The 18,706-nt window shown below is 70.1% G+C and carries 17 protein-coding genes and 1 pseudogene; 10 read left to right on the top strand and 8 right to left on the bottom strand.

All coding sequences use genetic code 11. The features are described from left to right. The first annotated feature begins 151 nt into the window (after nucleotides 1–151). From ACFYX0_RS00580 to ACFYX0_RS00590, 3 genes are all read left to right on the top strand, one after another. On the top strand, nucleotides 152–1,129 hold the full coding sequence (locus ACFYX0_RS00580) for a glycosyltransferase family 2 protein (RefSeq protein WP_388964798.1): 978 nt from the start codon (nucleotides 152–154) through the stop codon (nucleotides 1,127–1,129). Continuing rightward, nucleotides 1,126–2,460: an alpha-2,8-polysialyltransferase family protein gene (locus ACFYX0_RS00585; RefSeq protein WP_388964800.1), complete on the top strand. Its 1,335-nt coding sequence runs from the start codon at nucleotides 1,126–1,128 to the stop codon at nucleotides 2,458–2,460. The genes ACFYX0_RS00580 and ACFYX0_RS00585 overlap by 4 nt, the downstream gene beginning before the upstream one ends. Before the next feature lie 240 nt (nucleotides 2,461–2,700). Then, nucleotides 2,701–3,891: an acyltransferase gene (locus tag ACFYX0_RS00590; protein WP_355909111.1), complete on the top strand. Its 1,191-nt coding sequence runs from the start codon at nucleotides 2,701–2,703 to the stop codon at nucleotides 3,889–3,891. 19 nt (nucleotides 3,892–3,910) lie between these two features. Here ACFYX0_RS00590 and leuE read toward each other — a convergent pair whose 3' ends face one another. From leuE to ACFYX0_RS00605, 3 genes are all read right to left on the bottom strand, one after another. Next, entirely contained in the window at nucleotides 3,911–4,564 is a 654-nt protein-coding gene (gene leuE, locus ACFYX0_RS00595; protein ID WP_388964802.1) for a leucine efflux protein LeuE, read from the bottom strand. 65 nt (nucleotides 4,565–4,629) lie between these two features. Beyond that, nucleotides 4,630–5,211, bottom strand: a complete 582-nt coding sequence (locus tag ACFYX0_RS00600) for a Uma2 family endonuclease (RefSeq protein WP_388965310.1) — start codon at nucleotides 5,209–5,211, stop codon at nucleotides 4,630–4,632. Between the two features lie 92 nt (nucleotides 5,212–5,303). After that, a complete protein-coding gene (locus ACFYX0_RS00605) occupies nucleotides 5,304–6,884 on the bottom strand; it encodes a methylmalonyl-CoA mutase (RefSeq protein WP_388964804.1) in 1,581 nt (526 codons plus the stop codon). Nucleotides 6,885–7,148: 264 nt separating this feature from the next. Between ACFYX0_RS00605 and ACFYX0_RS00610 the strand changes: the two genes are divergently transcribed. Then, nucleotides 7,149–7,979 (top strand): L,D-transpeptidase family protein, encoded by an 831-nt coding sequence (locus tag ACFYX0_RS00610; RefSeq protein WP_388964807.1) that lies wholly within the window; start codon nucleotides 7,149–7,151, stop codon nucleotides 7,977–7,979. A 206-nt stretch (nucleotides 7,980–8,185) separates the two neighbouring features. On the opposite strand, the gene ACFYX0_RS00615 is transcribed toward ACFYX0_RS00610, so the two are convergent. The 5 genes from ACFYX0_RS00615 to ACFYX0_RS00635 form a co-directional block, all read right to left on the bottom strand. Then, nucleotides 8,186–9,220, bottom strand: a complete 1,035-nt coding sequence (locus ACFYX0_RS00615; RefSeq protein WP_388964810.1) for a hypothetical protein — start codon at nucleotides 9,218–9,220, stop codon at nucleotides 8,186–8,188. Next, nucleotides 9,220–9,891, bottom strand: coding sequence for an RNA polymerase sigma factor (locus ACFYX0_RS00620; RefSeq protein WP_355909129.1), 672 nt, complete (start codon nucleotides 9,889–9,891; stop codon nucleotides 9,220–9,222). Before ACFYX0_RS00620 ends, ACFYX0_RS00615 begins: the two co-directional genes overlap by 1 nt. Before the next feature lie 551 nt (nucleotides 9,892–10,442). Next, nucleotides 10,443–10,820 carry a hypothetical protein gene (locus tag ACFYX0_RS00625; RefSeq protein WP_388964813.1) on the bottom strand — a complete coding sequence of 126 codons (378 nt, stop codon included), beginning with the start codon at nucleotides 10,818–10,820 and terminating at the stop codon, nucleotides 10,443–10,445. Between the two features lie 160 nt (nucleotides 10,821–10,980). After that, entirely contained in the window at nucleotides 10,981–11,562 is a 582-nt protein-coding gene (locus ACFYX0_RS00630) for a hypothetical protein (protein ID WP_388964815.1), read from the bottom strand. Between the two features lie 282 nt (nucleotides 11,563–11,844). Continuing rightward, a complete protein-coding gene (locus ACFYX0_RS00635; RefSeq protein ID WP_388964818.1) occupies nucleotides 11,845–13,452 on the bottom strand; it encodes a glycoside hydrolase family 20 protein in 1,608 nt (535 codons plus the stop codon). Between the two features lie 355 nt (nucleotides 13,453–13,807). Between ACFYX0_RS00635 and ACFYX0_RS00640 the strand changes: the two genes are divergently transcribed. The 6 genes and pseudogenes from ACFYX0_RS00640 (at nucleotide 13,808) to ACFYX0_RS00665 (ending at nucleotide 18,699) form a co-directional block, all read left to right on the top strand. After that, the gene (locus ACFYX0_RS00640) at nucleotides 13,808–14,368 is read left to right on the top strand and encodes a 2-oxo-4-hydroxy-4-carboxy-5-ureidoimidazoline decarboxylase (RefSeq protein WP_388965313.1); all 561 of its coding nucleotides are present in this window, start codon (nucleotides 13,808–13,810) and stop codon (nucleotides 14,366–14,368) included. 167 nt (nucleotides 14,369–14,535) lie between these two features. Continuing rightward, entirely contained in the window at nucleotides 14,536–14,916 is a 381-nt protein-coding gene (gene sdhC / locus ACFYX0_RS00645; RefSeq protein ID WP_311698245.1) for a succinate dehydrogenase, cytochrome b556 subunit, read from the top strand. Between the two features lie 5 nt (nucleotides 14,917–14,921). Continuing rightward, entirely contained in the window at nucleotides 14,922–15,404 is a 483-nt protein-coding gene (locus ACFYX0_RS00650; protein WP_311698246.1) for a succinate dehydrogenase hydrophobic membrane anchor subunit, read from the top strand. A 19-nt stretch (nucleotides 15,405–15,423) separates the two neighbouring features. Further along, on the top strand, nucleotides 15,424–17,178 hold the full coding sequence (sdhA, locus tag ACFYX0_RS00655; protein WP_388964821.1) for a succinate dehydrogenase flavoprotein subunit: 1,755 nt from the start codon (nucleotides 15,424–15,426) through the stop codon (nucleotides 17,176–17,178). Next, on the top strand, nucleotides 17,178–17,942 hold the full coding sequence (locus ACFYX0_RS00660; protein ID WP_355909147.1) for a succinate dehydrogenase iron-sulfur subunit: 765 nt from the start codon (nucleotides 17,178–17,180) through the stop codon (nucleotides 17,940–17,942). Before sdhA ends, ACFYX0_RS00660 begins: the two co-directional genes overlap by 1 nt. A 154-nt stretch (nucleotides 17,943–18,096) precedes the next feature. Further along, a pseudogene (locus ACFYX0_RS00665) lies at nucleotides 18,097–18,699 on the top strand (Uma2 family endonuclease). Nucleotides 18,700–18,706: the final 7 nt, after the last annotated feature.

Consider the following 18,706-nt stretch of genomic DNA (forward strand, 5'->3'; position numbering starts at 1 on the left):
CAACAAAGGGTTAACAGCACATCGCCGAATGGCGAATCGGGCCGCGAAACTCCGGGGAAACAACTTGGTTCACTGTTCCGCCACGCGTCGTTCACCTGACATCAAGCCGGCGGTCAAGACGAATGCCGGGCCGCCGCCTAACGTCACTGGCGTGGTCAAGCTCTCCGTCATCGTGCCGTTCTACAACGTGCAGCAATACGCGCCAGACACCCTGAAGAGCCTGCGTGCGAACGCACGTGAGGACTTCGAATTCATTCTCGTCGACGACTGCTCGCGCGACGAGACCCCGGACATCCTCGCGCGCGCGGAGCGCGAGCTGCCGGGCGCGGTGTACGTCCGCCACGAGAAGAACGGAGGGCTGGCGACCGCACGCAACACGGGAATCGACAAGGCGCGCGGCGACTACCTCACGTTCCTCGACGGGGACGACTGGCTCGCACCCGGCTACTACCCCCAACTCCTCGCTGCTATCGAGGAGTTGGACTGCGACTTCATCCGCACCGACCATGTCCAGTCCACCGCCCGGGCGCGCACCATCCAGCGGGTGCCGCAGGGCCGGCGCGGGGTGGTGATGAACCCGCGCGACGCGATCCTGCCAGCCGACCGCTCCACCTCCGTCGACTACGCGTACGCGTGGGCCGGCATCTACCACCGCCGGCTCGTCGACCGCGGTCTGCTCCACTTCACCGACGGACTGCGCACGGCCGAGGACCGTCCGTGGATCTGGAAGCTGCACCGGGAGGCGGAATCCTTCGCCACGGTGGGGCTTCTCGGTGTCTTCTACCGGCGTGGTGTCGCCTCCTCGCTCACCCAGATCGGCGACGTTCGCCAGCTGGACTTCATTCGTGCGTTCGACCAAGTGGTGGCCGAAACAGCCAAGGACCGGGACGCGGATAAACTGCTCCCCAAGGCTGTTCGCACATATTGCGCAATCATTTCCCATCATCTGGGATCCATCGAAAGGTTCGAGCCGGCGGTGGCACGGAAACTGAAGTCGATGAGCGCTGCCGCGCTACGGCGTATGCCCCAGGACGTACTCGACGAGGCCCTCGACTCCATGGACATCCAGCGGGCCTCGCGCCTGCGCCGGCTGCGCCGCCGTCCCGCCTCCTCGGGGGTGGCCGCGTGACGACGCAGATCTTCCTGGCGTCGACGCTCTACGGCACGGCGACCCTGGCCGCGGCGCTGGACAGCGACTGTTTCACGCCCGCCGACCGACGCATACTCCTCGTCTGCAACAACGCCGCGACGCCCGAGACGACGCCCGGCCTGGACGAGAGCCCCGGCTTCGAGCAGCTGCGCCGCCGCTTCGACGAGGTCATCTCCTGGAACGAGACCATCACCCCGTTCCACCCCGGCGGCTGGGCCCCGCGGCTGGACGACGTCCCGCTCTGGGAGAGGTACCTCCGGCTCCTGTGGAACCTCGGCGACGACGACATCGAGCTGATCGTCGAGTCGATCCAGGTCAACCCGGCGCTCGGGTTCTGCCAGCTCTTCACCGGCGCGCCCGTCACGGTGTACGCGGACGGCCTGATGAGCTACGGCCCCACCCGCAACAAGATCGACCCGCTGGTCGGCACCCGTATCGACCGCCTGCTCCACCTGGACCTGGTGCCCGGCCTCAAGCCGCTGCTGCTCACCGAGTTCGGTGTCGAGCCGGAGATCGTGCCGACCGAGGCGTTCGCCAAGGTCCTCACCGAGCTGGAGAACACCGGCGACGCGCTGCCGTCCCTCGACGCTCCGGCGCTGCTGCTCGGCCAGTACCTCTCCGCACTCGGCATCCTCACCGCCGAGGAGGAGGAGGACCTCCACGTACGGATGCTGAAGGGCGCGGTCGCGCTGGGGCACACCCAGGTGGTGTTCAAGCCGCACCCGACGGCCCCGGTGCGCTGGTCGCGCATCCTGGAGAAGGAGGCGGAGAAGCTCGGCGTCGATCTGACGGTGCTCGACACCCCCGTCCTCGCCGAGGTCCTCTACCAGCGCATGCGTCCGGCGCTGGTCGTGGGCTGCTTCTCCACCGCGCTGCTCACCGCGTCCGCGTTCTACGGCCTCCCGGTCGCCCGCATCGGCACAGAGGCCCTCCTGGAGCGTCTGACGCCGTACGAGAACAGCAACCGCGTCCCCGTCACGATCGTCGACGCGCTGCTGCCCGAGCTGACCAACCGCAAGGCGGTCACGAGCCGGCGCCAGGGCATGACGGTCGACGCCCTGAACGCGCTCGTGCGCGCCGTGGGCTTCGCGATGCAGCCGAAGATCTACCCCGGGCTGCGCGCCGAGACCGAGCTGTACCTGACCAAGAATCTCAACCCGCACACCTGGCGGTACTTCAAGCGGCGCCGGCTCACCTCGCTGGTGCTGCCCGGCGGGATCCCCGTCCAGCTCGCGTTCATCCCGCGCAACGCGACCGTCCGCAGGGTCGCCCGTCGGGCCCGCGAGCTGCGCCGTGGCGCCAAGCGCTGACACCCGCCACCACGACCGACCCCGTCCCGGCCACCGGGGCGGGGCGTCGTGCCGCCCCGCGGCGACGGCCGACGAGGCGCATGCGTCCCGGCTCCGACCCCATGACGCCTGTGTCCCAGCCCGGTTCGGGCCGCGGGTGTCATGGACCGGAGGCCACCGGGTAGGCGCACCGCGCTCGTCGTACGTCCCACCCCGCGACAGGGCCACTCCCCATCAGCTGCCTCGTCGAGAGAGTCCGGCATGACCACGTCCGAGCAGACCATGGCCGCCCCCGACCCGGGCTCCGTCCCGACCCCGACCGCTGTGGGCCCGACGCCTCCCCTGTCGCCGGCCGCCGTCCCGTCCCCCGCCCCCGTCCGCCCCCGTGGCGGCGGAGCCCGACTGCGCGCCCTCGACGGGCTGCGGCTGGTGGCGGCGCTGATGGTCGCGGCCTATCACTACGGCGGGCGCGACGGCGAGGTCACCCAGGCCTGGGGAAGCTCGCCGCGGCACCAGTTCCCCACCCTGCACCCCTTCTTCGCCTACGGCTGTCTGGGCGTGCAGATATTCTTCGTGATCAGCGGTTTCGTCATATGCATGAGCGGCTGGGGCCGGCCCCTCCGCTCCTTCTTCGCCTCCCGCGCCTCCCGGCTGCTGCCCGCGTACTGGGCCGCGATAGTCCTGGTGACAGCGGTGTTCGCACTTCCGGCGGTGGCCTACAAGGCGGTCTCGCCCAGCGACGCGCTGGTGAATCTGACGCTGATGCAGCAGCCGCTCGGCGTGGACCGCGTCCTCGGCGTCTGCTGGACCCTCTGGGCGGAGATACGCTTCTACGCCCTGTTCGCCCTGTGCATCGTGCTGCCGGGCGCGAACCGGCGGCGGGTCATCCTGTTCTGCGCCTGCTGGACCCTGGCGGCGGCCATCGCGCAGGGCGCGCAGATGCCGCTGCTGAACATCGTCCTGATGCCCGAGTACGCGCCGTTCTTCATCGGCGGCATCGGGCTCTACCTCGTGCACCGCGACCGGCGCGACGCGTACGCGTGGGGCATCGTGGCCGTGAGCTGGCTCATAGGCCAGCACTACGCGGTGCAGGGCCTGTGGCACGCCGCGAACGCGCCCGGCTTCTCCTACCGCAGTGCCTCCGGCATCATCCTGGTCGTCACCCTGGGCTTCGTCGCCGTCGCCGCGATCGCGCTGGGCCTGTTCGGCTGGGCGAACTGGCGCTGGCTGACCGTCGCGGGCGCGCTGACGTACCCCTTCTACCTCGTCCACGAACATCTGGGCTGGGTCGTCATCCACGCCCTGCACGAGGGGCTAGGCATCCCGTCCTACGGCACGTTCCTGCTGACGGTCGCCGCCATGCTGCTGCTGGCCTGGCTGCTCAACCGGTTCGTGGAGGATCTGCTCACACCGAGGATCCGCCGGGTCCTGACCCGGCCGGGGCCCGCCTGATCGCGAACCGGTACGGCAGCTACGAGTTCGCCAGCGACAGCTTCACCGCGAAGCCGAGGAAGAGGGCGCCGGCGGCCGAGGTGGCCCCCGCCGACAGCCGCTTGCGCCGGCGGAAGGCCGCGGCCAGACGCGTTCCGCTGAATATCAGCGCGGTGAGGTAGAGGAAGCTGGCGAGCTGCGCGAAGGCGCCGAGGACGACGAAGGAGAGCGCCGGGTAGGCGTACGCCGGGTCGACGAACTGCACGAAGAAGGCGACGAAGAACAGGATCGCCTTGGGGTTGAACAGGCTGACCACCAGCGCACGGCGGAAGGGCCGCTCCGCGGCGGCGCTTGCGGCCGGGGCCTCCTCCTCCACGGTCTTCTCCCGACGGGTCCGCCACATCCCCCACGCGGCGCGCAGCATCCCGATGGCGAGCCACGTCAGATAACCGGCCCCGGCGTACTTCACGATCCCGAACAGCACGGCGTTCGCCTTGAGCAGCGAGGCGACTCCGGCCGCGGACAGGGTCATCAGCACGGTGTCCCCGCACCACACCCCGGCCGCCGCGGTATAGCCGGCGCGCACACCGCGCCGGGCCGCGACGGAGAGGACGTACAGGGAGTTGGGGCCGGGCAGGAGGACGATCAGGACGAGGCCTGCCAGGTAGGTGGGGAGATCGATGACGCCGAACATGGACAGGAGTGTCGCACGGGGGTACGACAGTCCCGTTCCGGGTGCCGACGGGTGAGACGGGACGGTCAGTCGTCGCCGTCGAGGAGGGTGTCGACGGAGAACTCGACAGTGACGCCGACCGACTCGGGGACGGGGACGGTGGTACCACGCTTGTAGCGCGCAGGAGCCGGGTACCTACCGTCGACCGGGTCCTGGTAGACGAGAACCTCGTCGTGTTTGCGGTCCGCCACGACATAGACGGGGATACCGGCCGCTGCGTAGCACTCGGCCTTGGGACCCAGGTCGTCCGCCCAGTTCGACGACGTCACCTCGACGACCAGCCGGAAGACGTCCGGCGCGTAGTAGTTCTCGGTGACGTGGGCGTCGCGAAAGTCCTCGTCGACGACGGAGAAGTCGGGAATGGCGAAGTCCTCAGGCAGTGTGGGCAACCAGAGGCCGATGCCCTGGACATACTCCCGGCCGGCCTCGACGATCCCCGCCCGGTCGAATGCCCTGCCGAGCTTCGTCAACGACAGCGCACGCGAGCCGTCCGGCGGCGGTGTCACAGTGAGCCTCCCCTGGAGAATCTCCACGCGGTGCCCAGGCAGTGCACGGGCGAGCAGGTCGGCGGCCTCGCCCAACGTCAGCTCGTGTTGCAGTACAGCCACGGCATCCTCCATTTCGGGGCTCACTCTTCACGAGCGTAACCGGGAGTACACGGATTCCGCCCGCGTTCACCCATACGGACGAAACGCCCAGCTCAGAACGCATCCGACGGCACGTACGTCCCCCAGACCTCCCGCAACGCGTTGCACACCTCGCCCACCGTCGCGCGGGCCTTGAGGGCGTCCTTCATCGGGTACAGGACGTTGTCCTCACCCGCGGCGGCCTTCCGCAGGGAGGCCAGGGCCGCGTCCACGGCCTGCTGGTCGCGTTCCGCGCGGAGCCTGGCGAGGCGTTCGGCCTGCCGGGCCTCGATCGCGGGGTCCACCCGCAGCGGCTCGTAGGGCTCCTCCTCGTCGAGCTGGAAGCGGTTCACGCCCACCACGACCCGCTCACCGGCATCGGTCTCCTGCGCGATCCGGTACGCGTTGCGCTCGATCTCCCGCTTCTGGAAGCCGTGCTCGATCGCCGGCACCGCGCCGCCGAGGTCCTCGACCTTCCGCATCAACTCCAGCGCCGCCGCCTCCACGCCGTCCGTCATCTTCTCGATCACGTAGCTGCCCGCGAAGGGATCGACCGTCGCCGTCACGTCCGTCTCGTAGGCCAGCACCTGCTGCGTACGCAGCGCCAGCCGCGCGGACTTGTCCGTCGGCAGCGCGATCGCCTCGTCGAAGGAGTTCGTGTGCAGCGACTGCGTCCCGCCCAGCACCGCGCCCAGACCCTGCACCGCCACCCGCACGAGGTTCACCTCCGGCTGCTGCGCCGTCAGCTGCACCCCCGCCGTCTGCGTGTGGAACCGCAGCATCAGCGACTTCGGGTTCCGCGCCCCGAACTCCTCCCGCATCACCCGCGCCCAGATCCGGCGCGCCGCCCGGAACTTGGCGACCTCCTCCAGGATCGTCGTCCGCGCCACGAAGAAGAACGACAGGCGCGGCGCGAAGTCGTCCACGTCCATCCCGGCCGCGACCGCGGTGCGCACGTACTCGATGCCGTCCGCGAGCGTGAAGGCGATCTCCTGAGCGGGAGAGGCGCCCGCCTCCGCCATGTGGTAGCCGGAGATCGAGATGGTGTTCCACTTCGGGATCTCGGCCCGGCAGTACTTGAAGATGTCCGCGATCAGCCGCAGCGACGGCTTGGGCGGGAAGATGTACGTCCCGCGCGCGATGTACTCCTTCAGCACGTCGTTCTGGATGGTGCCCGTCAGCTTCTCGGCCGGCACCCCCTGCTCCTCCGCCACCAGTTGGTACAGCAGGAGCAGCAGCGCCGCCGGAGCGTTGATCGTCATCGACGTCGACACCTTGTCCAGCGGGATCCCGCCGAACAGCACCCGCATGTCGTCGACCGAGTCGATGGCCACCCCCACCTTGCCGACCTCGCCGTGCGCGATCGGCGCGTCGGAGTCGTGGCCCATCTGGGTGGGCAGGTCGAAGGCCACCGACAGACCCATCGTGCCGTTCGCGATCAGCTGCTTGTAGCGGGCGTTGGACTCCGTCGCCGTACCGAATCCGGCGTACTGCCGCATCGTCCACGGGCGGCCCGTGTACATGCTCGGATACACACCCCGCGTGAACGGGTACGCGCCCGGCTCACCCAGCTTCTCCGCCGCGTCCCAGCCCTCCAGGGCGTCCGGCCCGTACACCGGCTCGATGGGCAGCCCCGATTCCGACTCGCGCGTCATGGTGTGTGCCTCCGCGTTGCTTCGTGACCCGGCTCGGTGACCCGGCTCGGTGACCCGGCTTTGGTTACTCGCCAGTAGACAACTGTCGCGACGGACTGTAGCGGCGGGCGTGCGCCGCGTGGAGATCCGTCGGCTGGGACCTTGCTCACAACCATGCTCCTTGGTTCGGCGGCGGTCACGCAGGGGGAACATCTCGGAGACACGGCGGGACGCCGGGGAGCGGTGGTCGCGGTGGGGCCGGCAGAGCGGGCAGGGGGAGCGGGCATGCGTACGGAGCGCTGGGGACGATCTCTCGCCGCGGCGGCCGGGGCGGTCGCGCTCGCCGCCGTGACCGGCTGCACGGCGCAGCCCCTGGACGCCCAGGGGGGTGACGGCAAGGGCCGTTCACCGGTGCACATCGAGATCCCGCACACCCCCTCCGGCACCGGTTCCCGGAGTGCCGTGCCCACCCCGGGGGCGCCGTCCGCCGCCCTGCTGGAGCGCGGGGACTCGGGCCTTCAGGTGCGCGAACTGCAGGCCCGGCTGCGCCAGGTCGACTGGCTGTTCGACGGGCCGACGGGGAGCTACGACGACCTCACCGAGAACGCCGTCAGAGGCTTCCAGGGCAAGCGGGGGCTGGCACCGACGGGCGAGGTCGACCCGGTCACCTGGCAGCGGCTGCTGAGCATGACGCACGAGCCCGGCACCTGGGAGCTGTATCTGATGGGCGGGCAGCCGGCCGCCGCGCCGGACCCGCGCTGTCTGACGGGCCGGGTGCTGTGCATCAGCAAGCGGACCCGCACGCTGCGCTGGATGATCGACGGGCAGACGCTGTCGACGATGGCGGTCCGGTTCGGCACGGAGAACACCCCCACCCGCGAAGGCGTGTTCCGGATCTACTGGAAGTCACGCCATCATGTGTCCACGCTCTACAACGCCCCGATGCCGTACGCGATGTTCTTCAGCGGGGGCGAGGCGGTGCACTACTCGTACGACTTCGCGGCGCGCGGATACGCCGGGGGCTCCCACGGATGCGTGAACGTACGGGACGAGGCCGCGATCGCGACGCTGTTCTCCCAGGTGAGGACGGGCGACAAAGTCGTCGTCAGCTGGTGAGAGGAGCCGATGGGGAAGCGTGTGGGGCGCGGGCGGGACCGGGGGAACGTGTCCCGCCCGCGCCAGGGCACCGAGCCGTGGGTACGGGGGGAACCCCGGCTCTGTGCAACGGCCGATGACCAGTCGGCTCACTCATTACTGCGTAGCGGGGGCCGAAAGTGTCACACCCGTTTGGAAGATAATTCAAAAAAACACGAAACCGCAGGTCAGGAGGGGTCCGGCGTGGACAGGGCCGAGACCGGGGCGGATGAGGCGCCCGACGGGACGCCGAACAGACCGCTACCGCCGGGCCGTATGTGGCCCTCGTCGTCACCGCTGCCGCCGTGGTCGTCGCCGCCACCGTGACCGTGCCCGTGGCCGTCCTCGCCGCCCGAGCCGTTCCCGTCCTGACCCGAGCCCTGGCCGTCGCCGCCCCAGTGGCCCTCGCCGTCGCCGTCGCCCAACATGCCCTTGCAGAAGGTCTTCACCCGTCCGTTGCCACCCGCCGCGTCCTGCAGATCGCGCAGCCGGTCGGCGCGCAGCTCCCGGCCGACGGCCATGTCACGGCAGGACGAGCGCAGGGCGAGCCACCAGTTCCGGGTGTGTCCGCTCCGGTGGTCGTCGCCGGGGGACGCCGAGCCGCTCGCGCCGGGACCGGCGCCGGCCTCGTCGTACGAGGAACCGCCCGGCGTAAACCCGCCGGCGTCCGACGTCGGTGACAGGGGTGTGCCGGTCTCCGTGGCGTCGGGTGTGGGCGTGAGCAGCGGCTGCGGCGGCGACACGGCCGCCGACACCGACGCCCCGGGTCCCGGCTCCTTGTGGAAGGGTGCCGGCAGGACTCCGGTTCCGGCCGCGACCGCGACTCCGCCGATCATCCCGGCGGCCAGCGCGGCGGCCAGGCCGAACCGCAGGGGACGACCCCAGCGGTGGCCCCGACCGTTTGCGGCGGGACGCCCGAGGCGCACCAGCCCGGCGTCGGCGACCTGACGGGCGGCGTAGTCGGGATGCACGGCATCGAGCCGGCCGGAGGTCGCCCCGGCCTGGTCCGCGCCGGTGCGCGTGGCCCGGAAAGCGGCCAGCGCGGCGGCCTCGCCCGGCAGTTCCTCGCTGGTCAACGGGGGTGTGACGGCGAGTGAGGCAAGGGTTTCGGCAAGCCTTGCGGCCTGTTCCTGTGCGTCGTCGTCGATGGCCTCCAGCGGCTCTCCACGCAGCAGACGCTCCGCCGCGTCGCCGTTCAGCCACCTGTACTGCTCGTCGGCCATCACATGTCCCTCTGCGTACGCGAACGCATATGCGTCACACCGGCAGACGTCACCGGGCGCCTGTGGGTTCCGCGTTGGGGAGGCATGGCACCGAGCACGCCGGCCGATTCCGGATCCCCGTCCGGGCCGGCGATCAGCTCCGCGAGCCGTTTGAGTCCACGGTGGGCCGCCGTGCGGACGGCCCCGGGGCGCTTGCCGAGCGTCTCGGCAGCGGACTTGGCGTCGAGGCCCACGACCACGCGCAGCACCACGGCCTCCGCCTGGTCCTGCGGGAGCTGGGCTATGAGGGAGAGGGTGTGGCCGGTGGCCAGGGCCTCCATGGCCTCGCCCGCCGTGTCGGACTCGGCCGCCTTGCCGGTCAGCTCCGTCTCGTCGCCGCCGATCGCGGGGCGGCGCCCGCGCATCCGTATGTGGTCGAGCGCGCGGTTGCGGGCGATCCGCGCCGCCCAGCCGCGGAACCGGTCGGCGTCTCCGCTGAACCGCTCCAGGTCTCGGGCGATCTGCAGCCATGCCTCGGAGGTGACGTCCTCCGCGTCCGGATCGCCGACCAGCGTCCGCACATATCCGAGCAGCCGTGGGTGCACGGCGCGGTACACGGTACGGAACGCGGTCTCGTCCCCTGCCTGGGCCGCAAGTACCGCGGCGGTCAACTCCGCGTCGTCCCCCAGCACCCGAACTGCCCCTCTGTGCGCCTCAGCCCGCACGCTCCCACGGACCGGGTTCTCGCTGTCGTGATTCCTCATCGTTCGTTGCGGTCTGCGGCCGCTCGTGATGTGCGGCGGATCCTCTCACCGGATTTACTGATCATCCTCGGTCGGCGCGAAAGGCACGTTACGGCTTGAAACCGGTCTACGTCCATGTCCGCACGCCGCGCAACCGACCCGTGACGCGGCGGGGTGTGACAGAAAACGCATCCACGGCGCTGTAGAGAGTACGGGCCGCCGCGCGGCCCGTACCGCGCGACGGCCGGGGCCTCTCCTGTGGGGGGTGGCGGCCCCGGCCGTTGCCATCGGTACGCGAGGGTCGTGGGTACGCGTTTTCTGTACCCCTTCTTACCCGTGCGCGTAACGCGGGCCGTCCGCCCCGTCCCCTTCATCCCGGTTCTTCGAGTTCGCGCGGGAGTCGCTTCAGGCCGCCCGTGCGAGCCCGTGCCCGACTCCCCGTCGTACGCCTGCGTGCGGCGGGGTTCCTCCCAGTCCCAAGGTTCCGGGGCCGGCGCCTGTCAGTGGCTGCCGTCCCCCGTCGCGTCCCGGCACAGCAGCCGCAGCGAGCCTTCGCCGTGGTAGCAGCGACGGGCCTCCTCGATCGGGTCCCACAGCCGGCCGTCGGGGGTGCGCACCCAGTGGTCGCCGCCGGTCGCCCACCACTCGCCGCCGGTCAGCCGTACGACCACCTCGCCCGCGTACGCGCCGAAGCCGCGCAGCGCGGTCCGCACGGCGTCGTAGGGCGCGCCCTGACCGCGTATCTCCTCGATCGTCCGGTCCAGCCGCCACAGGCTCTGTGCCGAGTAGTCGAGTCGCAGCCGGGCGCCCTCGCGCAGGGCCGTGACGGCGTCGGCCGCCCAGCGCGCGGGCTTGGTGGCGGCGGGGGGCCTGGTCACCTCAGTTGCGTTCACAACCGGAAGAGCGCGGTACCGCCGGGAAACGTCACGCCCCCCGGAGGGACTCCCCGACAACGGCGCAGGACCGCCCCACCGCCGCACCGGACGGACACAGGATCCTTGCACGCAAGGAGGTTTACGCAGGCGGGGGCCACTGCGGCTACGAACGGCCGCGGGCGCGGCGGGAGACCACGGCCTGCAGCACCCGCCGGCCCTCGGTCGCCACGTCACGGGCCTGGCGCAGTCCGGTCGCGCCGTGACCGCCGACCAGTTCCAGGACGGCCGTCTGGCGCCGCATTTCGGCGGCGACGAGGGGCGACATGCCGTCCGTGCGGCCCTCGCGGTGGGCCGCCACGGAGGACTCGCCGTCGCCGTCGGCGGGGTCCAGCAACTGGTGGATCCGCAGCGCGTCGACCGAGCAGGCGTCGGCCCACCGGCGCAGGGCGTCGGCGGTGGGCTCGGCGGGGACGCCCTCCAGCATCCGGCGGGCCAGCCCCGCGGCCTCGGCCTCGAAGGCGCAGTCCGCGGCGGAGTCGTCCTCCTGCGGCAGCTCAGTCCCCAGCGCGGCCCGCGCCTTGGCGAGCCGTTCCTCCCACTCGCGGCCCTCGACCAGGCTCGCCCACAGCGGGCGCAGGGTGTCGTCGTCGCCTCCGAGGAGGGGGACACACCGATCCAAACAAGCCAGTCCGCTTGCCGCGAGCCCCCGCTCGTCGGCCTGTCCGATCAGGTCCACCAGGCTCATGACGCCTCCTCGAAACCCTCGACGGGGCGCCTCGTCTCTACGGAGCCCGCACTTCCCCTTACTGCGTGCAACGGACCCGGAGTGTCACAGATCCGCACCCCACCGTGCCGGTCGGGTGCCGGTCGAGATCCCGAACGGAGCGAAGAGCTGATTCAAGCCATCCGCGCCCCGGTTCCGTCGCCGGGTCCGAATAGACCACAGCGACACCGGGCGCATGCCCGGAATGCAGCATTCCGGACGATCGGGGTGCCCGTCCTCCGGGCCGGACACCCCGGTCCGCCCTCATCCCAGACGGTCCGCCAGCTGGTGGAACTGCGCCCAGGACAGCGTCGGCGTGCGCGGGTCCCACAGCTTCTGGATCGTCGCCCGCAGCGGCATCCGGATCCCGGCCGCGACCTGGTCCTGCGTCTGCGCGTTCGGCCGGTCGCCCCACACCGCGAACACTCCGCCGAGGATCTGCCCGTCGTACTGCACGGGCACCGCCGTCGTGCCCCGGACCACCCGCGGGGTCCACTGCTCGTAGATCCGCTGACCGGTGGGGTAGACGAAGGTCTGCGGCTGGCCGAGCACGTAGTAGAGGAGGTCGTCGTTGTAGACGATCAGCTGCCGGCCCGCGCTCAGATACGAGGTCGGCGGCCGGGCACCGGCCTCCTTGCCGGTCCAGTACGCGACCTGGAGGTCCTTGGCCGGCGACACGGCGCTCGCCTGGTAGAAGCCGTCGTTCCAGGCGCGCACGGTGCGGCCGTGGGCGCGCATCACGTTCGCCCGGTCGTTGAGCCAGCCGGTCGCGAGGTCCGCAACGCCCGCCTGCGGGCCGTACTTCGCCCGGGCGGCGGCGACGAGCTGCGGGAAGGAGGCGGTCGGGTTCGCCACCGTGAGCGCCAGGTACTCGTCGCCGCCCAGGTGCCAGAAGGGAGCCGGGAACACGTCCGCGTACTCGTTCAGAAGGTCGTCCACGATCTCCGCGGCGGCGGGCTTGGAGATGTCGAGCGACCCCTGGAAGGTGACGCCGCGGGCGTTGCGCAGCTGGAGGTCGGGGTGCGCGGCGATCACGGCACCCAGATGGCCGGGCGAGTCGATCTCGGGAACGACGGCTATGTGACGGCTCGCGGCGAGGTCGACGATCGTCTTGACCTCCGCCTTGCTCAGGTGCTGCGCGGACACGATCTCGGGGTGCGAGGAGGACTCGATCCGGAAGCCCTGGTCGTCGGAGAAGTGCAGCCCGATCTCGTTGTACTTCAGGTCGCCCAGCTCCTTGATGCGATCCTCGATCCAGCTGGCCGTGTAGTACTTGCGGGCGATGTCGAGCATGAGGCCGCGCCGGGGCTTGGCCGGGGTGTCGTGGACGACGCCCTCGGGCGCGGTGCCGCCGCCGTGCACCTCCTGCTTGAGCGTGCGGGTGCCGTAGAAGACCCCGGCCTCACCCGGACCGGTTATCAGGACCTTCCCGTTCTGGACCGTCAGGACGTACGACTCCTGGTCGCCGCTCCCGGACACGTGCAGCTCCACGTCACCGGCGCGCGCGCCGGTCTGCCCCCCGTACGCCGTCCCCAGCTCCCCGGCCAGCAACTGCCCCTCGTCGGCGAGGGAGGCGTCGTCCACGACCACCCGTTTCCCGGAGGCGGGCCGCCAGCCCGGGCCGTGGGCTGGGGTGAACTCCCGGACGGCCGGAATGGTGCGGGGCGCCTGGGAGAGGGGGTAGGTCGGGGAGGGGGTCGCGGCGGGGGTGCCGCCCGTGACCTTGGCGCCGGGAGGTGTGCCGCCGCCCGACGGCCAGAACACCACGGCCGCCGCGACCGCGCCCGCGGTGACGACTCCGGCCGCCAGCAGCAACCGGTTGCGCCTCGCGTGCGTCTCCCTCTCGGGAACCCGTCGCCTCTGGCCGGTCACCGCGCCGCACCCCGCGCCGCACGCGCGGACGGACACACCGCGCCCGTAGGCCTCGGCTCCCCCTCACGCGCCACACCCGTATGTATTCGCTTTCGCTCCACTTTCGCCCACACGCTGCCCACCTCCAGCCATTCGACCCTCTTATCCTCTTTTATCCCTTTCGAACCTACGACCCCGGCGCCCTCCGATCGTCCACAGAACGCCCCACGGCTCTCCCGTTCGGGTGAAATCGGGACAGGCGCTGGACGCCCGCCCGACCGCCGTCGATAGCGTGACGGCGCGTCTCCCCCGCCCTCCCTGCCGCCCCGGACGTGACGTCCGCACGACGCCACGCCGCCATCGCCGAGGATTCACGCTGCCCCCGCACCGTCTCCCCCGCCTCCCCGGCCCCACCGCCCTGCCGGCGCAACACCGCCCCCCGGCCCCCGACGGCCTGGAGGGGTTCAACTCCGCGCCCGCCGACGTGGTCCGGCACGCCCTCCTCGCCTGCTGCCACAGCCTGCGCTGGATCCATCGTGTCGCCGAGCACCGCCCCTACCCGGACGTGGACTCCCTGCTGGCCGCGGCCGACGAGGCGGCGTACGACCTGTCACCCGCGGACCTCGCCGAAGCCCTGGCGGGCGAGAATCTCACCCAACTGCCCGAGGGCGCCCACTCCGCGGCGCACACCGCGCTGAGCGCCGCGCACGCGGCCTACGAGAGCCGATTCGGGCACGTGTTCGTCATCTGCCTGGACGAGGTGTCCCCGGCCGAATCCGCCGACCTGATACTGACAGGCATCCGATCACGATTGGCGAACGATCCGGAGGAGGAACGCCTGCTCGCGGCCGAGGAGCTGCGCCGGCTGGCGAGGGGCAGACTGACCCGACTCGTCCGGGATCCGTCGGGACGGCCGGTGGCGGAACACTGCCAATAGGCCGTCCGTGCTCGTTTGATCGCCGGTTCGATCACATCGGTAGGGGCGCCGTAAGCGTTCTGACAACACGTCGCTACGATGCTGGGGGCCGGTGGACCGTACCCGGCCGGGCCCGACCGACACAGAAGCCGGCGCGGCCCTAGTCCCCGCTCCCGGAGGGTTCTTCCGTGCCGGCTGGAACGCTGTACCGCGGCCGGGAAGGAATGTGGTCCTGGGTGGCTCACCGAGTCACCGGCGTCCTCATTTTCTTCTTCCTGTTCGTACACGTGCTGGACACCGCTCTCGTGCGTGTCTCTCCCGAGGCCTACGACAAGGTCGTGGCCACGTACAAGTCGCCGATCGTCGCCGTGCTGGAGTACGGCCTGGTCGCCGCCATCCTCTTCCATGCGCTGAACGGCCTGCGCGTCATCGCCGTCGACTTCTGGTCGCAGGGCCCGCGCTACCAGAAGCAGATGCTCTGGACCGTCGTCGGCCTCTGGGTCGTGCTGATGCTCGGGGCCATCTACCCCGTTCTCGGCCACGCCGCTCGTGAAGTGTTCGGGAGCTGACGCGTATGTCCACGACTGAAACCACCGCCTCCGGCATCGGCCCCGTCGAGGGTGCCCCGCTGTACGACGTCGACAACCCGGCGCCGGTCATCGAGCCGCCCCGCAAGCGGACGAAGAAGACCCCCAAGTCGACCCGCGGCAACTTCGAGATGTACGGCTGGCTGTTCATGCGCCTGTCCGGCATCGTCCTGGTCGTCCTCGTCCTCGGCCACCTGCTGATCCAGCTGGTGCTCGACGGCGGCGTGACCAAGGTCGGCTTCGCCTTCGTGGCGGGCCGCTGGGCCTCTCCGTGGTGGCAGGTCTGGGACCTCGCCATGCTGTGGCTGGCCATGCTGCACGGCGCCAACGGTCTGCGTACGGTCATCAACGACTACGCCGAGCAGGCGAGCACGCGTCTGTGGCTGAAGGCGCTGCTCTACACCGCCACGGTGTGGACCATCCTGCTGGGCACGCTGGTGATCTTCACCTTCGACCCGAACATCCGCTAGGCACGGGGTTGCGAGAATCATGAAGATCCACAAGTACGACACCGTCATCGTCGGCGCGGGTGGCGCCGGCATGCGCGCGGCCATCGAGTCGACGAAGCGCAGCCGCACCGCCGTGCTCACGAAGCTCTACCCGACCCGCTCCCACACGGGCGCCGCGCAGGGCGGCATGGCCGCCGCACTGGCCAACGTGGAGGAGGACAACTGGGAGTGGCACACCTTCGACACGGTCAAGGGCGGTGACTACCTGGTCGACCAGGACGCCGCCGAGATCCTGGCGAAGGAGGCCATCGACTCCGTCCTCGATCTCGAGAAGATGGGCCTGCCGTTCAACCGGACGCCCGAGGGGAAGATCGACCAGCGCCGCTTCGGCGGTCACTCCCGCAACCACGGCGAGGCCCCGGTCCGCCGCTCCTGCTACGCGGCCGACCGCACCGGCCACATGATCCTCCAGACGCTGTACCAGAACTGCGTCAAGGAGGGCGTGGAGTTCTTCAACGAGTTCTACGTCCTGGACCAGCTGATCACCGAGGTCGACGGCGTCAAGAAGTCGGCCGGTGTGGTGGCGTACGAGCTGGCGACCGGCGAGATCCACATCTTCCAGGCGAAGGCCGTGATCTACGCCTCCGGCGGCACCGGCAAGTTCTTCAAGGTGACGTCGAACGCGCACACGCTGACCGGTGACGGCCAGGCCGCGGTGTACCGCCGTGGTCTGCCGCTGGAGGACATGGAGTTCTTCCAGTTCCACCCGACCGGCATCTGGCGCATGGGCATCCTCCTCACCGAGGGTGCGCGCGGTGAGGGCGGCATCCTCCGCAACAAGGACGGCGAGCGCTTCATGGAGAAGTACGCGCCCGTCATGAAGGACCTGGCGTCGCGTGACGTCGTCTCCCGCTCCATCTACACGGAGATCCGCGAGGGCCGGGGCTGCGGTCCCGAGGGCGACCACGTCTACCTGGACCTCACCCACCTCCCGCCGGAGCAGCTGGACGCCAAGCTGCCCGACATCACCGAGTTCGCCCGTACCTACCTCGGCATCGAGCCCTACACGGACCCGATCCCGATCCAGCCGACCGCGCACTACGCGATGGGCGGCATCCCGACGAACGTCGAGGGTGAGGTCCTGTCGGACAACACCACGGTGGTCCCGGGCCTGTACGCGGCCGGCGAGGTCGCCTGCGTGTCCGTCCACGGCGCGAACCGCCTCGGCACGAACTCGCTGCTGGACATCAACGTCTTCGGGCGTCGCGCGGGTATCGCCGCGGCCGAGTACTCGCAGAAGGCGGAGTTCGTCGAGCTGCCCGAGGACCCGGCGGAGCTGGTGGTCTCGCAGATCGAGCGGCTGCGGTCGTCGACGGGCACCGAGCGCGTGGCGGAGCTGCGCCGCGAGCTGCAGGAGACCATGGACGCCAACGTCATGGTGTTCCGCACCGAGCAGACGATCAAGACGGCCGTCGAGAAGATCGCCGAGCTCCGGGAGCGCTACAAGAACGTGGCGATCCAGGACAAGGGCCGGCGGTACAACACGGACCTGCTGGAGGCCGTCGAGCTGGGCAACCTGCTCGACCTGGCCGAGGTCATGGCGGTCTCCGCCCTGGCCCGCAAGGAGTCCCGCGGCGGTCACTACCGCGAGGACTACCCGAACCGCGACGACGTCAACTTCATGCGCCACACCATGGCGTACCGCGAGGTGGGCGACGACGGCACCGAGTCGATCCGTCTCGACTACAAGCCGGTCGTCCAGACCCGCTACCAGCCGATGGAGCGTAAGTACTGATGGCTACCCCTGTTCTGGACAAGGTGGAGGCGGAGGCTGCGGCCTCGTCGCACCTCATCACCGTCACGTTCCGGATCCGCCGGTTCAACCCGGAGGTCTCGGCCGAGGCGACCTGGGAAGACTTCCAGCTGGAGATCGACCCGAAGGAGCGCGTCCTCGACGGTCTGCACAAGATCAAGTGGGACATGGACGGCACGCTGACGTTCCGTCGCTCCTGCGCGCACGGCATCTGCGGCTCGGACGCCATGCGGATCAACGGCAAGAACCGTCTGGCCTGCAAGACGCTGATCAAGGACATCAACCCCGAGAAGCCGATCACGGTCGAGGCCATCAAGGGCCTCACGGTCCTCAAGGACCTGGTCGTGGACATGGAGCCGTTCTTCCAGGCGTACCGGGACGTGATGCCCTTCCTGATCGCGAAGGACACCAACGAGCCGACGCGTGAGCGTCTGCAGTCGGCGGAGGACCGCGAGCGCTTCGACGACACCACGAAGTGCATCCTGTGCGCCGCGTGCACGTCCTCGTGCCCGGTGTTCTGGAACGACGGCCAGTACTTCGGCCCGGCGGCCATCGTCAACGCGCACCGCTTCATCTTCGACTCGCGTGACGACGCCGGCGAGCAGCGTCTGGAGATCCTCAACGACAAGGACGGCGTGTGGCGCTGCCGCACCACGTTCAACTGCACGGACGCCTGCCCGCGCGGTATCGAGGTCACCAAGGCGATCCAGGAGGTGAAGCGAGCGCTGATCACGCGCCGCTTCTGAGGTCCGCCCGCACCACGGCCGAGGGCCCCGTTTCCGCTGGAAACGGGGCCCTCGGGCGTGTCCGCCACGATCGGGTGAAGCACCACGATCGGGACGAATCCGGGCTCCCCTGTCTACGATGAGGCTCTCGACACCAGCCCCCAGGAGGCACCCGATGTCAGCAGAAGCTGTCGAGCGGCCCCATGGCGATTCACTGATCGATGAAGCGAACCGGATCATGGACCGCCTTCCGGGCTACCGAGTCGAGATCATCGGAGACCAGATCATCGTGTCCCGCCCCTGGACGCTCCCCACTCTCGCTCCCTGACCAAGTTCATGCGCCCGTTCATCGCGGCAGGTCTCGACGTCGGCGAATCGGCGGTGTCCAAGGCATCGGCTTGTGGCTCGCCGCAGGCGCGGACTACGCCATCCCGGACCTCGCGATCGTCGATGCCGACATCGATGAACACTTTGTCAAGGACAACAGCTACGACCCTGTAGCCTTCCGGCTCGTCCTGGAGGTCACCTCCGGCAACCGGAAGACCGACCTGCGCACCAAGGTGTCCGCATACGCCGCCGCCCATGTCCCCGTGTACGTGATCGTCGACCGCAAGCACCAGCGCATCCACGTGCTCACGGAACCAAGCGAGGACGACTACGCCACCCACCGCGTCCACGCCCCGGGGAACTGGTCACCCTCCCCGACTCCCTCGGTGCCAAGGTCACCCTGGACGTCAAGGAGATCCTCGACGCGGGGCGGCGCACGCAGGAGGACTAGGCTCTCT

Origin of the sequence: Streptomyces sp. NPDC002573 (assembly GCF_042889625.1) — a bacterium.
GTDB lineage: Bacteria > Actinomycetota > Actinomycetes > Streptomycetales > Streptomycetaceae > Streptomyces > Streptomyces gibsoniae.